At 40.8% G+C, this 14,273-nt stretch carries 9 protein-coding genes; 1 reads left to right on the top strand and 8 read right to left on the bottom strand.

Annotated features, from left to right (window positions below; genetic code table 11):
* Positions 1 to 106: 106 nt before the first annotated feature.
* From DXB73_RS07390 to DXB73_RS07370, 5 genes are all read right to left on the bottom strand, one after another.
* The gene (locus tag DXB73_RS07390; protein ID WP_118690645.1) at positions 107 to 2,791 is read right to left on the bottom strand and encodes an ABC transporter permease; all 2,685 of its coding nucleotides are present in this window, start codon (positions 2,789 to 2,791) and stop codon (positions 107 to 109) included.
* Entirely contained in the window at positions 2,784 to 3,509 is a 726-nt protein-coding gene (locus DXB73_RS07385; RefSeq protein WP_118690644.1) for an ABC transporter ATP-binding protein, read from the bottom strand. The genes DXB73_RS07390 and DXB73_RS07385 overlap by 8 nt, the downstream gene beginning before the upstream one ends.
* Before the next feature lie 237 nt (positions 3,510 to 3,746).
* On the bottom strand, positions 3,747 to 4,838 hold the full coding sequence (locus tag DXB73_RS07380) for a HAMP domain-containing sensor histidine kinase (protein WP_118690643.1): 1,092 nt from the start codon (positions 4,836 to 4,838) through the stop codon (positions 3,747 to 3,749).
* Positions 4,839 to 4,842: 4 nt separating this feature from the next.
* The gene (locus DXB73_RS07375) at positions 4,843 to 5,607 is read right to left on the bottom strand and encodes a response regulator transcription factor (protein WP_118690642.1); all 765 of its coding nucleotides are present in this window, start codon (positions 5,605 to 5,607) and stop codon (positions 4,843 to 4,845) included.
* A gap of 266 nt (positions 5,608 to 5,873) precedes the next feature.
* Positions 5,874 to 7,175 (bottom strand): alpha/beta hydrolase-fold protein, encoded by a 1,302-nt coding sequence (locus tag DXB73_RS07370; RefSeq protein ID WP_182448230.1) that lies wholly within the window; start codon positions 7,173 to 7,175, stop codon positions 5,874 to 5,876.
* Positions 7,176 to 7,298: 123 nt separating this feature from the next.
* Here DXB73_RS07370 and DXB73_RS07365 point away from each other — a divergent pair, with 123 nt between their 5' ends.
* Entirely contained in the window at positions 7,299 to 8,201 is a 903-nt protein-coding gene (locus DXB73_RS07365) for an AraC family transcriptional regulator (RefSeq protein ID WP_118690640.1), read from the top strand.
* Positions 8,202 to 8,486: 285 nt separating this feature from the next.
* Here DXB73_RS07365 and DXB73_RS14515 read toward each other — a convergent pair whose 3' ends face one another.
* The 3 genes from DXB73_RS14515 to DXB73_RS07335 form a co-directional block, all read right to left on the bottom strand.
* Positions 8,487 to 11,465 carry a cellulase family glycosylhydrolase gene (locus DXB73_RS14515; protein WP_182448506.1) on the bottom strand — a complete coding sequence of 993 codons (2,979 nt, stop codon included), beginning with the start codon at positions 11,463 to 11,465 and terminating at the stop codon, positions 8,487 to 8,489.
* 432 nt (positions 11,466 to 11,897) lie between these two features.
* Positions 11,898 to 13,031 carry a leucine-rich repeat domain-containing protein gene (locus DXB73_RS07340; protein ID WP_182448228.1) on the bottom strand — a complete coding sequence of 378 codons (1,134 nt, stop codon included), beginning with the start codon at positions 13,029 to 13,031 and terminating at the stop codon, positions 11,898 to 11,900.
* 16 nt (positions 13,032 to 13,047) lie between these two features.
* Positions 13,048 to 14,136 (bottom strand): leucine-rich repeat domain-containing protein, encoded by a 1,089-nt coding sequence (locus DXB73_RS07335; protein ID WP_118690638.1) that lies wholly within the window; start codon positions 14,134 to 14,136, stop codon positions 13,048 to 13,050.
* Positions 14,137 to 14,273: the final 137 nt, after the last annotated feature.

The following is a 14,273-nucleotide window of genomic DNA, read 5'->3' as shown; positions in this document are numbered from 1 at the left end:
GCCTACATAGCCTGCTAATACTGAACTATGTAGTACACTATCTGACTATTTTGGTCCCTCTGATGATTGTTATATCACTTTTATTAGCACTCGTCAAGGGTGAGTGCTAATTTTTTATCATTTTCTTTTTGACATGTCCTGCAAGCATACAAAATACATAGATCACAACCGCTATCAGCACGATCTTACCAATTGGCCATACATAAAGTACACCACCGGATCTTGATGCCAGACCACCATCCTGTGCCATGATCTGCGTGATGGCATAATGACTTACCATGTAACCACAGGCGATACCCGCCAAAATGCCTGCCAGACAACTGATCCCATTTTCCAAAAATATCATACGCTGCAACTGTCCTCTGGTCATCCCTGCCACACGGAACAGATAGATTTCCTGCCTGCGTGTCGATAAGTTTGCCATCGTAACATTATAGATCTGCATTAAGCAGATCAACAGCAAAAATCCTCCCACTGCCAAGCCGCATGTCCGCACGAGATCAAGTGTATTTTGTATCTCTCCATATATATCGGAATAAGTAATGTCATCATATCCGGTTTCATACAGTGTCGCCCAATGATAATTTGCATCTGTATATTTTTGATTGCATTTTTTGACATATGCATTGATCTCATCCGTCGGAAAGCGCAGATGTCTGTTTACACCTACACCGAGGCTAAGCCTTCCATAGCTTCTCCCATCTAATTCCGTCATATTCTCATAAGAGGCACTCGGAATAAAGTATTGAAACAATGATTGGTCTGCCATCATAATGCCGACATGACTTGGTACGTAGCTTGTCATCCAAGATGAGTTATATGTATCTTCCTTTATGATTGCCTGTATCTTAAAATGCTCTACGCTGCCCGCATCGATTTTGCATTGTTCCATAAGACTTCGCAGAGAAAAATAACTGTAATACGTTTGAGACCATAACTGCGTCTTCTGATACTTCGAAATGTCGTATCCCTTTTTTCGGACAAGAGCAGTAACCTTATCCCAGTATTTTTTTATGATCTTAGGATCTGCTTTTTCATCCGGTTCTTGCTGCTTTTTGTCCATCGCCTGCTTGACTGCTCTGATATCTTTGGTCACCTGTGCGTCTGCTTCTCTACTGATCACCTCTATGCTGTCGCCAACCTTATAGTCTGTCAATCGTTTGTCTGTTGCCGTCGCATCACCATTACTCGTATTTATATTGTATTCGTAATCACACAATACTACTCCATGCTCGCGAACCAGCTTATCGTAATCAATACTTCCCGCAACTAATTGTCTTTTCAAATGATCCAAATGCTTTTTATCATATCCGGCTACAGACAAAAAGGTTCTGCTCGTATCCAAATCTTTGTAGTGTGCCATAACATTGAGATTACTCAACGCAAAATCACTCTGTAAATATACCCCTGCATTTTTCACACTTTTTAACTTCCGTAACTCTTCGCTCCGATCTTTCAGCTCCGATAATGTGCTCGTTCCTTCCGAAACCAGTGCTTCCGAATATTCCTGATGCGACCCCTGCAAGCTGTTTTCAAACGTCGCATAGGTACTGTCAATACTTGTAAATACAATAGCAAACAGCATCATACTCACAGTCACTCCAACAAAAAGATAAAACTGCCCTCCCGGGCTTCTAGACATACTGCGCATGGCATATTCCCATTCTGCACCAAAAATACGTCCCATAAAGCGACTGCACCAATGGTTTTTGTGCTTCACCTGGCGTGTTTTTGATGTATTTGTTATGCCATAGCTGCCCCCTTGCAATACACGAGTCACCGACTGTTTGGAGGCCTGTCTTGCTGGCTCCAGCAATGCTAACATTGTCACTCCGATACATAATAAACCACTGAGAAGTACAGCGCTCAGACGAAAATGGATCACTAATGGGACATTAAGATCCATCTGCGCGTTGAGCATTCCCTCTCCCAGTTTCAAAATACCGAAGCCAACACCTGTCCCAAAAACGGTACTGATGAGTGTCAACAAAATCCCCTCAACACTGAGCATACAATATAACTGTCCACTGCTCATCCCGGCGCAGCGAAAGGCTCCATACTCCTTCATTCGTTCAAAAACAGGAAGCATCATGGTATTGCGGATCACAAGCATGGCAAATAGCGCAAATACAGCTCCCACCATCGCAAAAATTGCTTTTTCGGCTGCCACCGTCAGAGAATCATCAGCGCTGCCCTGACCTAAATGCACTTGTATATCAGGATCGACCTGTACCTGATAGCCCAACTTTTTTTCAATGAATTTCGCTGACTGATTGAGATTCGAATTATCTTTAACTTTCACATACAGCTCATATTGTTCGTCTGCCGGTACGCTGTTGTCCGAAGACACATTTTCCTCTGTATCATTTGCTGCATCGCTGTCATCGGCGGCTACATCTTCCTCTGTATCATTTGCTGCATCGCCGCTTTCATCGACAGCATCTTCCTCTGACACTGCCTCGGTGCTCGGCAATTTATATAAATACGTCCGCTCTACTTCAGGAAGTGCCGCAGCCTTTTTCTCCATTTCCTGAAACTTTTGCAGCGTCCACATATCCTTGTCCGTAATCGAATCCTGTCCCACTGCAAATTCATTAATAGTAAGTTCGCAGCCTTTTCGCTCTTTCATCGCCGCATAATATGGATAATCCAGCAGCTCCATCCCCAAAGTAATGCTGCAAAAATATAAGACCACCGCGATCATGATCGCGATCAACGAATACAATGTCTGAAGCGGATGTTTCAAGCGATAGCGGATCGCCAACATTGCATAATATCTGAACTTATTCATCGCTCTCACCCTGTCCTTTCACATCGGAGGACAAGGCATGTTTGACTTTGACGTCCGATAAGATCACGCCATCCGACAAGGTGATGACACGATCCGCCATTGCCGCAATCGTCGGATCATGTGTTACAACAAGCAGTGTTAAGGAAAATTCACGGATCGCCTGTTTCAATAAACTCATCACTTCCAAACCATTCTGATGATCCAAATTGCCGGTCGGTTCATCCGCAAACAAAAGGCTGGGATGTGCAGCAAGCGCACGCCCGATCGCCACGCGCTGTTTTTGTCCACCGGACAGTTCCTGCGGCAAATGTTTCTCACGACCTTCTAATCCAAGAACATGTATTAATCGCTGCAAATACTCCTCATCCATACGTCTGCCATCCAACCGTACCGGCATTTGTATATTTTCCGCTACATTGAGGATTGGCACAAGGTTATATTCCTGAAATACAAAGCCAATCTGTCTACGTCGAAATACCGCTTTCTGTTTCTCTTTTAGCTTTAAGATATCTTCTCCCTCAAAAAACACCTCTCCCTCCTGCGGCTCGTCCATCGTACCAAGCAAATGCAGCAAAGTAGATTTGCCAGAGCCGCTGGCACCGGTCACCGCGATAAACTCCCCCTTATCCACGGCAAAACTCACGTGGTCCAATGCTACCAATGCATTCTCTTTTTTTCCATAGATCCTGGTTAGATTTTTTACTTCCAAAAATGCCATTTTTCCGCTCCCTTTCTCCCTTTCCGCTCCCAGACAACTCCTTTCGCAGTCCCCCAATGCAGTTTCATTATAGCAATCTGACCTTACATTTCCGTGAATTTCCATCTTACAATTTTGTAAGATTCGCAGGATAAGCAACCCAAACTTCCCATACCTCAAATCCCCCACAACCACATATTGCTTATTATGTCAATGACTATATAGCATTTTGCAGCCACCAAAAAATGACTTCTGCGATCAGTGAAGCAAAAATACAATTTCAAAGCTTGTATAACTTGGCTTGTTCGTACTGCTCTCTACCACGAGGGAGCCTCCCTGTTTCTCGATGATCTCTTTGGCAAGTGCCAGTCCGATGCCGACTCCTTCTGTCGATGCATCAGACGGATGTACACGGTAAAAGCGATTAAAAATCTTTGGTAATTCTTCTGCAGCGATCCCTGCACCATGATCCGTAATCTTTACGATAACTGCCATCTCCGAAGCAGACCAGGTTACTTCAATTTTTCCGTGTGATTCACTATACTCTCCGGCATTTTTCAAAAGATTATCAAGCGCTTCTAACGTCCATTCACGGTCACAACAGATAGACACCTCCGGATCTCCGGACAACACAACATTTAAATCTTTATCTATATAATTTGCGCAGACAGACTGCACACATTCCTGCAACAGAATGTTCAGATTCACCGGTTGTTTTTGCAGCGTTAACATACCGGATTCGAGTCTTGTCAATTTAAGCAATCCAATGACCAGACGGTGTATCCGGATCGATTGCTTTTGTGCCTGATGCACCATATCAATAACAGCCGTGTCATCAGACTGTTGTGTAAACTTTTGCTCAAAAATATCCAAAAAAACCTGCAATGATGCAAGCGGTGTTTTGATCTGATGTGATATATCTGTCATCATTTTTTTGAGATATTGCTGTTCCTTTCGGCTCGATATTTCTCTCTGTCCCAAAATGCGTACACTCTCTAGTATGTGATGCTCTAATCGTCCGACCGCACCTTCCTGTTTACTAGATGATAATTTTTCATTCCAAACTTCTATAGACGTCTTTGCGCGATCCGGTTTAACACTATCTTCTAATATTTCCGCAAACACATCGCTTGCCTTATCAATTTTATGGCATATGTTTCCTACATACCAAATACTGTACCCCCAAAGTACAAGCATACAGACAAATGCCATGATATATTTCATATGCGTCATTGCCATATCCCAACCAAGCATTGGCAATACCAAATATATCCCATAACACAAAAGCGCAGTCAGCAGACATAATCCGAGTGATATACAAACATATTGTTTTACTATTTTTTCCTGCATAAACTTATTCCTCTCTCATTCTATAGCCCACACCACGAATCGTCGCAATACATGATTTTTCCTGATACAGATCAATTTTCTGACGCAGCCTGCGCATATAAACGGACAACGTGTTGTCATCTACAAAGGCCTCGTCCACAGACCATAACTGCTCCATCAATTGTTCACGGGTCAATATTTGGCCTCGATGATCGTAAAGTGTCTGAAACAGACGATATTCACTAAGCGTTAATGTGATTGGAACACCTTCCCGGTATACCTGCATATTTTTTTCATCTAAATAAAAGATTGGTTTCTTTTTTCTGTCCATATTTTCGGATAGCTTGTGCATCTTCTTGCTGTCTACACTGTCGGACAAATAATATGTTATCTTGTCATCCGCAGTTTCGGTCAGATTCGATATGTTTTTCTGATATTTTCTGGTATTTGCATATATCCGCGCGATCAATTCCTTCGTGCGAAATGGTTTGGTAATATAGTCATCTGCATACTGTAAGCCATGCACAACATTCCCCTCATCCTCTAATGCCGTCAAAAAGATGACCGGAATATCCGGTTGTTCTCCTTTTAACCATTCACACAACGAAAACCCGTCTCCATCCGGAAGCATGACATCCAACAGAACAAGATCGATCTTTTGATCTGTCCCACATACTTTCCTCGTCTGTGCACAATCTGTCGTATGTATAACCTGCATCCCCTCGCTCTCTAAAGCATATGTTGTTCCCATTGCCAATGCAGTATCATCCTCTACCAATAGAATTATCACAATATGTCCCCTTTCCGCATTGATCTCTCAATCATTGTTATAACATATCATAACATATTGTCCTATTTTGTTTCAATGAATGTTGTTCTCTACAAGCACTCCCTTTCCCCATAACATGCAAGAACCGACATATATGTAGAAATTATTCAGAAATGCATTATACATTTTCATTATCCTACTGCATATGTCGGTTTCTTAATCTAAAAGGTTATTTTGAAAGCATAATCTACGAAGTCTCCGCAATTACATACGAAAACTTTCTCTTGTTACCGATAACTTCTAAGCAAAAAGTTTACCAATCCGTTTTGCCATACTTTTTCTTCATGTGTACCGTTCGGATACATATACCAAATATGATCCACCTTGTTCTCTTCCAATGTTTTATGATAGTTATAAGGATTATCTCCTATTGTTGTGTCTGCTGTCCCACTACAAAGGAGTACGGTTTCCGGCACATTTTTCCAACCATTCGTATTTAATATACTTTGATCCAATGTCGGTGCGGCTGAAAAAGATCCAATATAATTAAAATGATCTTTAATGGCAAATCCTAAATGTAATGCCTCCATGCCTCCCATAGACAGACCACATACTCCGGTATCTTTTCTGTCGGATGACACGGCAAAGTTTTCAAGGATATATGGCTCTAGATCCTGTAAAAACTCCTGTTCAAACATGGTGAATGCACCAATATTCTCCGGTCCCAGCGTATTTGACGACACTCCATCTTTTGGAACAACACTTGGTATAACAGCTACAAATGGTGCAACCTCACCTCTGCAAATCATATTGCTTAATATATTTTTTAAGGACATGCCAACCCACTGTCCTCTCTCACAGCCAATTCCGTGAATCATGTATAATACCGGATATTTTTTGCTGCTATCATACTGTGGTGGCAAATACACATATGCTTCGCGTTCTGCTCCAACAACTTTGGATGGATACGTAATGCTTTCAATCGTTCCAAGCACCGTTCCTTTCTGTTTCCTTGTATAGTCTTTCATATTTAATGCAAAATATTTATTATAATCTTCTTCTGATCCGCTGACCTTCCCGGTCTGCCACCCCTCATCCGGAACAGGTGTCGGCTTCACTGTCGGTAATGGTATCGGTGTTGGCGTTGGATTAACCGTTGCTGTTGGTACAATCGTCGGCTTTTGAGACACTACCGGTACTTTTGATGCAATTGGACGCATTGTATAAGTCGGTTTCTTAGTACTCTTTATTTTTGCTCTCTTTTTGTTCGGCTTAACCGTCACTCTGCAAGTATATTTTTTCTTTCCGATACGTGCAACAATCTTTGCTGATCCCTTTTTCTTCGCTGTAACAATCCCTTTTTTATTAACAATAGCAACTTTTTTATTTTTACTGATCCATTTCACTTTCTTTTTTGTATTTTTTACTTTTAGTGCTCGTTTTTGACCAATCGCGAGTGTCATTTTCTTATGATTGATCGTTATTTTTTTTGCTTTTGCAGCCGCTTGCCCAGATGCTCCGGCAAGCAATAATGTGACGGTTACAGCAATTGCTGTCACTTGTAAACTTCTTTTATTATTTTTCAGCATTTTCATTCCCTCCTTTAATCGTAATTGACTTATTGCTCTTCCTATGTTACCATTTTCGCAACTGGTATTCCATGATTTATAGCGACGCAAACATATATAATAGCGACTTTTAAGGAGTAGTTTATGAAACAAACATATTTTATAACCAATTTACAATCTCTTCCACACGTTACATTGTCCGGATCAGTTTCTGTTCCTGCTCCTAACAAGCATTTTCGCCGCACCCCATCTGACTGGATTCTATATTTCATCACAAATGGCAGTATGCTTTTGCAGGAAGAAGATACTATTTACCACTTAAGTGCCGGACAGACCCTGCTATTATGTCCTGATAAATGCCACTTTGGTGTCCAAAGTAATTCTCCGGTAAGTTATTACTATATTCATTTTCAATGGAACCCACAAAAAGAACTGTTGCTGTCCGAAGAAGAAGTTTATCACCAATTTCTTTCAATGCATAGTGAACTTAATGCTTCCCCATTACAGTACAAACCATGCGAACAAATACTTATTCCAAAGAATGCAACACTTTCAGGAGCTTCTTATTATGAAATCCTTAATGAAATTATATCTGCCACAAACAATGCAGTACCGGGTAGCCCTTATCATCAAAGCATGATAAATTGCAATTTTGCAATGCTGCTGTTAAAAATATGTCGTGCACATATTAATGCGTTATTTCCACCAAATAACATTGGCACATTTTCCGCGCTCCCATTACTTTCTTATCTGAAAAGTAATTACAAAACAAAAATCACAAGTGTCCTTTTAGAAAAACAATTTCATCATAATTTTGATTACATGAACCGTAAATTTAAGGAAGTAACTGGTGAGACTATTTTTGCTTTCCTTGAAAAATACCGCATTGAGCAGGCCAAAATCTTACTATCCAGCAAACAGTTTACTGTAACGCAGATTGCTGATCAATTGGGTTTTTGTAATGGTTTTTATTTTAGTAAAGTTTTCAAAAAAAACGAGGGTATATCACCACGCGAATATCAAGCCAACCTAAATAATCCTCAATAAAAAAGCAAAGCCAGCGCTTTGCTTTGCAAGAATTGCTAAAGCAATTCTTGGCGATGTCACGCTACATAACAGCAATTTCCTATCAAATAAAAAAGCAAAGCCAGCGCTTTGCTTTGGCTTCCCCCTACGTTACGAGCATTTTCCTATCAATTAAAAAGAGGCTCCGATACATCTTTTTCTGCTTTCCTTAATATTGAAAACAGTTGCAAGAGTTCTCGGAGCCTCTAATGTAAGGGCTTCCTTTATCTGTAACAATTATATCTTAATAATTGCACACTGTGCTCATTATTTTATCACGATATCTGTGATCGCTGGTACGTTGCTGCCTCCACCAACACCACAATTTAATGTGATTGTTTTACCATTTGCCCAATTGCCATCCCAGCCTGGATTGCTTACGCGGTAACGATTATTGCCAAGGCTCTCACAAGTACCGCTCCACATAGAAGTAATCTCGCGGTCTAAGGTAAACTCTACCGTCCATCCATCGGTATAGCTGACACCTGTATTGTTGGTAAGCGTGATCTCTGCAATTCCGCCACTGCCCCAATTACTGGTAAGTTTTACCGAGCCTGTTACTTTGCTGTCCCCGGAAGGCTCTGTGGTTGGTGCTGCTGTCGGTGCCACTGTTGGTGCCACTGTCGGTGCTACTGTCGGTGTTGCTGTTGGTGCTACCGTCGGTACTACTGTTGGTGCTACCGTTGGTGTTGCTGTCGGTGCTACCGTTGGCGTTACGGTTGGCTGTGGAGTCTCTCCACCTACTTTAGAAAGTGTAAGACTTACGATCTTGCCACCGTTCCAAGCAGACAAGCACAAATAGGTAACCTTTGATGTGCTCTTAATGTTCATGGTTGCCTTTAATTCTTTGACTGTATATGTCTTCGTTACTTTATCCGTTGCATTACTTGCCGCAGAATAATTATCACCACTCTGCCATACATTGTCTACAGATGCACCCCATCCTAAAATACCCCAGTTACCATGGGAAGGATCTGTACAAGTATAAACTACAGTAACAATATCATCGTCAGATGCATTTAACAACCACTGTGGATCGTTCGTTGCATACGTAGACTCTAAGTTAGATACAATCTCCGTCGTATCTGAAATAACCGGTGACTGTGTCGGAGCTGCGGTTGGTGCTACTGTCGGAGCCTTCGTCGGTGCTACCGTTGGTGCCTTTGTTGGCGCTACCGTTGGTGCCTTTGTTGGTGCTACCGTTGGTGCCTTTGTTGGCGCTGCCGTTGGTGCCTTTGTTGGCGCTACCGTTGGTGCCTTTGTTGGTGCCACTGTTGGTGCTACTGTTGGCTGAACATCACTGCCACCATTAATACCGGACACCTCAAAGTTCATGGTTACCTTATTCGTCGTCTGGTAATTTACATTATTGAAATATGCCTTGTAATTTGCATTTTCCACAGTTACGTTGTTTACATGTGTATTCGCCCACACATTAATAAATGAGAAATTAAAGACCGGACAGATCAATCCATCATCTGATGCTTTCTGTGAAACATCATACGTAAATTTTCCATTTTTCATGGTATATTTCTGTCCGTTAATTTCAAATGATGTTACTTTCAAAGTTGCTTTGTCAAATACAGATGCCTCATCATCAGCAACATTGATATCTTTGATATACAAAGAACCAATATTCTGCAACTGACTCTTAGTCGCATCTAAGGACAAGGAGAATTTTCCTCCTTCTGAATAAATATCAACATATTCATCACTGATGACTGACTGCCAGCTTGCTGTCTCTAATAAATATAATTTCGCACGTACATAGTTGGCCTGTGGTACCGTCACCTTACAGGTTGCTTTGTATCCTAATGGAACAGATGCAGTGATCGTACAAGTTCCTGCTCCTACTGCACTTACCTGACCTTTGGAATTAACGGTAGCTACTGACTCATCACTGGAGCTCCAAAGAACTTTATCCTTGCTGTCCGATGGTGTTAATGCTGCTGTAAGCTGCTGTTTTTCATCACCAATGTGAATTGTCAACTCGCTCTTGTTTAACTGAATGCCTGTTGCCGTTGCGGACTCATTACCACCATACACTTCCATCATAGCGTCCATCAATTCCTGATGAACAACCTTGTTGGAATAACGGTCAATGATCGCAAAACCATAGTCTCCGTTGTATCCATTGTCCCAAGCTACCGGGATCAATCCATACTGCTTTGCATAATAGCAGACTTTCTGATAATACTCTGCACGGCAAACTTTATTCTGGCTATCATAACTTGCTTTATTGATGGCACCAAATTCACCGATCACCACAGGATAGCCCTGTGAAACGAATTTGCTAGACATCTTTTTGAACTGAGATGCCATATAGGACTCATCACCCCAGCTTGCTCTCTTCGAATAATCCGTAATACTGTCTCCCCACTGTGTGGTTGCACCGGACTCTGTTCCACAGAAATCCCATGGATCATAATAATGTACAGAGATCATAATTCTTTTTTCGCCTGATGCAATCTTAGAAGACAGATAATTATCGGTAGGAAGTGCAAATCCGTAATCCTCCGCCGTGTAATCAATATTGGTATTCCATCCCGGAATCAATAACCATCTCTGATCATTGTTTCCACCGGTTTTTCTTACGGTGTCCACAAAAATCTGATTGTAGGCATTTATATTTGCATAAGCCGTTCTGCTAGGTGTTCCATAAGTTCCATCAAATTCTTCATTCATGGACTCAAAGATCAGATGCTCATCATAGTTTTTGAAACGATCTGCAATCTGCTCCCAGCACGCTTTATATTTTGCTTTGATCTTGGTCTGATCAGAACTGCCGCATAATAACCAGCCACCTGTTACTGTCGTATAACCGTCTCCATGCATGTTGACAATTGCATACATATCATTGTCAACGCAATAATCAACAACCTGCTGTACACGATCTAACCAAGAAGAGTCGATCTTGTATCCATTGTTGTCGTCAATCATGCTAAGATAGGATACCGGAATACGGATAGATTTAAATCCTGCGTCTTTGGCTGCCAAAACTAAGTCTTCTGTTAATTTTGGATTGCCATATGCTGTTTCATTCGGTGTTCCGGAACTTGCAGCCTCCAATGAGTTACCAAGGTTGTAACCTACACCCATCGCCTCTGTAATCTGCGATTGATTAAGGTTGTTAAATGTTGTGCCGGCGGCTTCCGCCGTTTTGGCTGTCGTTGTTGGAATTGACAGCGAAGTTGCTACCATTGCCATACTCATGACAATAGCAAGTGCTTTTTTACGAAAAGCCATAATCCTTCTCCTTCCCGGCAGATTGAGAAACTTGTACGTTTTTATGACAAAATAACACAAATCATCACCAAAAAATATGAATAGAAATCCATAAGAAATACCGATACTTTCCCAATATTTATACCGATAAATCCCAAAAAATCCACATATTTTTGATATTAATTCATGAAAAAAGAAGCAAACACATTAACGATATCCGTCACCATCACGTACAATAAAAAGACATCCTTTGTCCCCACAAAAAATGTCTTTCTACATCCCAATCACGCCCAATACATTATCGAAATAACTCCCCCATGAGTTATTTCTTTTGCTACGAAAACTATCTTAACATTTTCGTAGTAGTATTGCAACATAATTTTGAAAATTTCATGTACAATTTTTACAAAAATATATTTTATTTATCTATTTTATTATGCATATTGCAAGATATTAAGATGCTTTTTGGGGATAGCATACTTCGTTTCCCTTTCTCTTATAAAGCACCCCGGCTTTCACGTAATATATCGGATTGGCATTATCCACCTCAAAAGTGATCTGCTGCCCCAAATCGTCTATGAGTGTCGTAAGCGGTCCGGTAGCATTCTTCCCAAGCTTTACCGTAATTGGTCGGTAATCATATTCCGACTTGCTATAATTCATTTTTTTCGTACAAAGCAGAAAGATTTCTCCCAGATTTAATCTGCATAATATCGTCAAAGAACGCAATTCTTCGTTTGCCATAAACGCACAACTTCCTACAGATACCAGTTTTTCCGGAAGAGTTACACTTTGCAGCCTGCAGGCATAAAACGCATTGCTGCCTATTTTTCTAAGTGCACTGTCAAAGGCAAAGTTGGTCAATCCATCGGCTTCATAAAAAGCCATCTGTCCTATCACTCGAAGTTTTTTGCCGCCAGTAACTGTCTTGACTGTTGAATACTGAAATGCGCACTCTCCAATAGTTGTTAGCTTTGAAGAAAGCTGAATTGATTTCATATCCGCTGCATAAAATGCATACGGTGCAATCGTCGTCACCTTATCGGATAACTTATAATTGGTGACACTTTTACCCGAAGGATATATGTAAATTGTCTTTTTGTCTTTCGAATACAATACACCTTTTGATGATGAAAAGTTACGATTCTTTTTATTTACAGAAATCGTTTTTAAGGTTGTACTCCAGCCTTCATAAGCTCCATTGACACGAACTGGGCTTGCATACTTAATCTTTTTAAAAGATTTTGGCAACGATATCTGCTTGATACCCTCCATTGCAAAATATCGATAATCGACCTGCGTGATCCCCTCTCCAAATTTAATCTTCGTAAACACCGGCAATACAGAATCTTCCGAGCACGGCCACTCATAACTGCTCAGTGATTTGTCATAAAACCCGGTAATTTTAGCATATCCCTTTCCAGTTATAGTTAACGTTTTACTCTTTTTATTGTATGTCCATTTCACCCCACTGCATACTTTACCACTTGGCTGCTTTTTCTTTGTCTTGGCATCTGCTGTCATTGTCATAGTCATCGCTGCCATTAGACAAAACATGATTACTGCTACCTGTCTCCATTTTTTCATAAAAATCACTCCCTTCTTATGATAGTTTTTTACCATTTGACTTCTTAAAGCTCTCTTTCAGACGATCCCCTCGTTTAGCGTATACCGCCTCGTCTTTGATGTAATATGTCTTATTGCCTTTCTCAACTTCAACTTTCATCTTGCCGAGTCTTATGTGATCTGCAAAATCAGCAAACAAACGATATATTGTTGCATTTAATTCCTTACCCAATACAATTCGAAAATCCGTATAGTTCTCTCGGTCATAGGTTTGAAGATTTGTTTGAAAACCACTGTCTGCAAACACATAACTTAGTTTACAATTGCATCGTACGATGATCGTCGATAAATCTTTGATGTTTCCAAACGCATGATTTCCTACCCGCTTAAGGCCCTTTGGCAATTCTACAGATGAAATCTGAGTGCTGTCAAACGCAGAATCTTCAATAATTTTCAACGACTTTGGAAGCTTTACAGACTTTAACTCTGTTTTCGCAAAAGCCTGCCGACCAATTTCACGCAACTTATTTCCCATAATAACACTCTCTATGGAATTTCCATAAAAGGCACGTCTGCAAATTTTGGTTACCTTGGAAGGTATTGCAAATTTTTTCTCCGTCTTGCCACTTGGATAAATGTACAACTTCTTTTTGTCCTTTGAATACAAGATGCCCTTACTGACAGAGAACTTCTTGTTTTTCTTAGACACTTGAAGTTTCTTTAATGTCGTGCTGTATGGTTCAAAAGAGCCATTGACAGCATCCATTTCATTGGACGCTTTGATCTTCTTAAAGCTCTTTGGCAGTGAAATCGTTTTGATACCCTCAATACAAAAAAAGCCAGATGAAATTGTTGTTATCCCCTCTCCAAACACCAGCTTGTCAAAAATTGCCGGCTGTCCCGCTTCTGAACCAGGCCATTTGTATCTTCCCTCTTTACGAAATTTACGGATATCCACCGTTCCTTTTCCTGTGATTGTCAATACTGTCTCATCAGAGTTCAAAGACCATTTGATGTTTTTGGTCAACTTCCCGGTTGACTTTGCATCTGCCTGCGCCGGTAAAGTCAGCATAACTCCTGCAGCGATACATAATGCCAGCGTCATTACATATTTTTTCATCCTCATATTACTCTCTCCTTTCTATGTTGGACAATTGATCGCGCTGTCCGTTTTGCTACAATAGTAATATTACGATGGAGCTTATAATTTTCTCCTTGGTTATATATTACAACATTTATAGCTGTAATATATGTCCGTTTCCT

The sequence above is a fragment of the Clostridium sp. OM05-6BH genome, assembly GCF_003481635.1.
Lineage (GTDB): Bacteria > Bacillota > Clostridia > Lachnospirales > Lachnospiraceae > Butyribacter.
The sequence above is the reverse complement of the archived record's forward strand: the minus strand, read 5'-3'. Positions and strand labels throughout refer to the sequence as shown.

Excerpts from the sequence above, each read along its gene's own strand:
- DXB73_RS07390 (WP_118690645.1), bottom strand. The coding sequence starts at position 2,791 with ATGAATAAGTTCAGATATTATGCAATGTTGGCGATCCGCTATCGCTTG.
- DXB73_RS07385 (WP_118690644.1), bottom strand. The coding sequence starts at position 3,509 with ATGGCATTTTTGGAAGTAAAAAATCTAACCAGGATCTATGGAAAAAAA.
- DXB73_RS07380 (WP_118690643.1), bottom strand. The coding sequence starts at position 4,838 with ATGCAGGAAAAAATAGTAAAACAATATGTTTGTATATCACTCGGATTA.
- DXB73_RS07370 (WP_182448230.1), bottom strand. The coding sequence starts at position 7,175 with ATGCTGAAAAATAATAAAAGAAGTTTACAAGTGACAGCAATTGCTGTA.
- DXB73_RS07365 (WP_118690640.1), top strand. The coding sequence starts at position 7,299 with ATGAAACAAACATATTTTATAACCAATTTACAATCTCTTCCACACGTT.
- DXB73_RS14515 (WP_182448506.1), bottom strand. The coding sequence starts at position 11,465 with ATGGCTTTTCGTAAAAAAGCACTTGCTATTGTCATGAGTATGGCAATG.
- DXB73_RS07340 (WP_182448228.1), bottom strand. The coding sequence starts at position 13,031 with ATGAAAAAATGGAGACAGGTAGCAGTAATCATGTTTTGTCTAATGGCA.
- DXB73_RS07335 (WP_118690638.1), bottom strand. The coding sequence starts at position 14,136 with ATGAGGATGAAAAAATATGTAATGACGCTGGCATTATGTATCGCTGCA.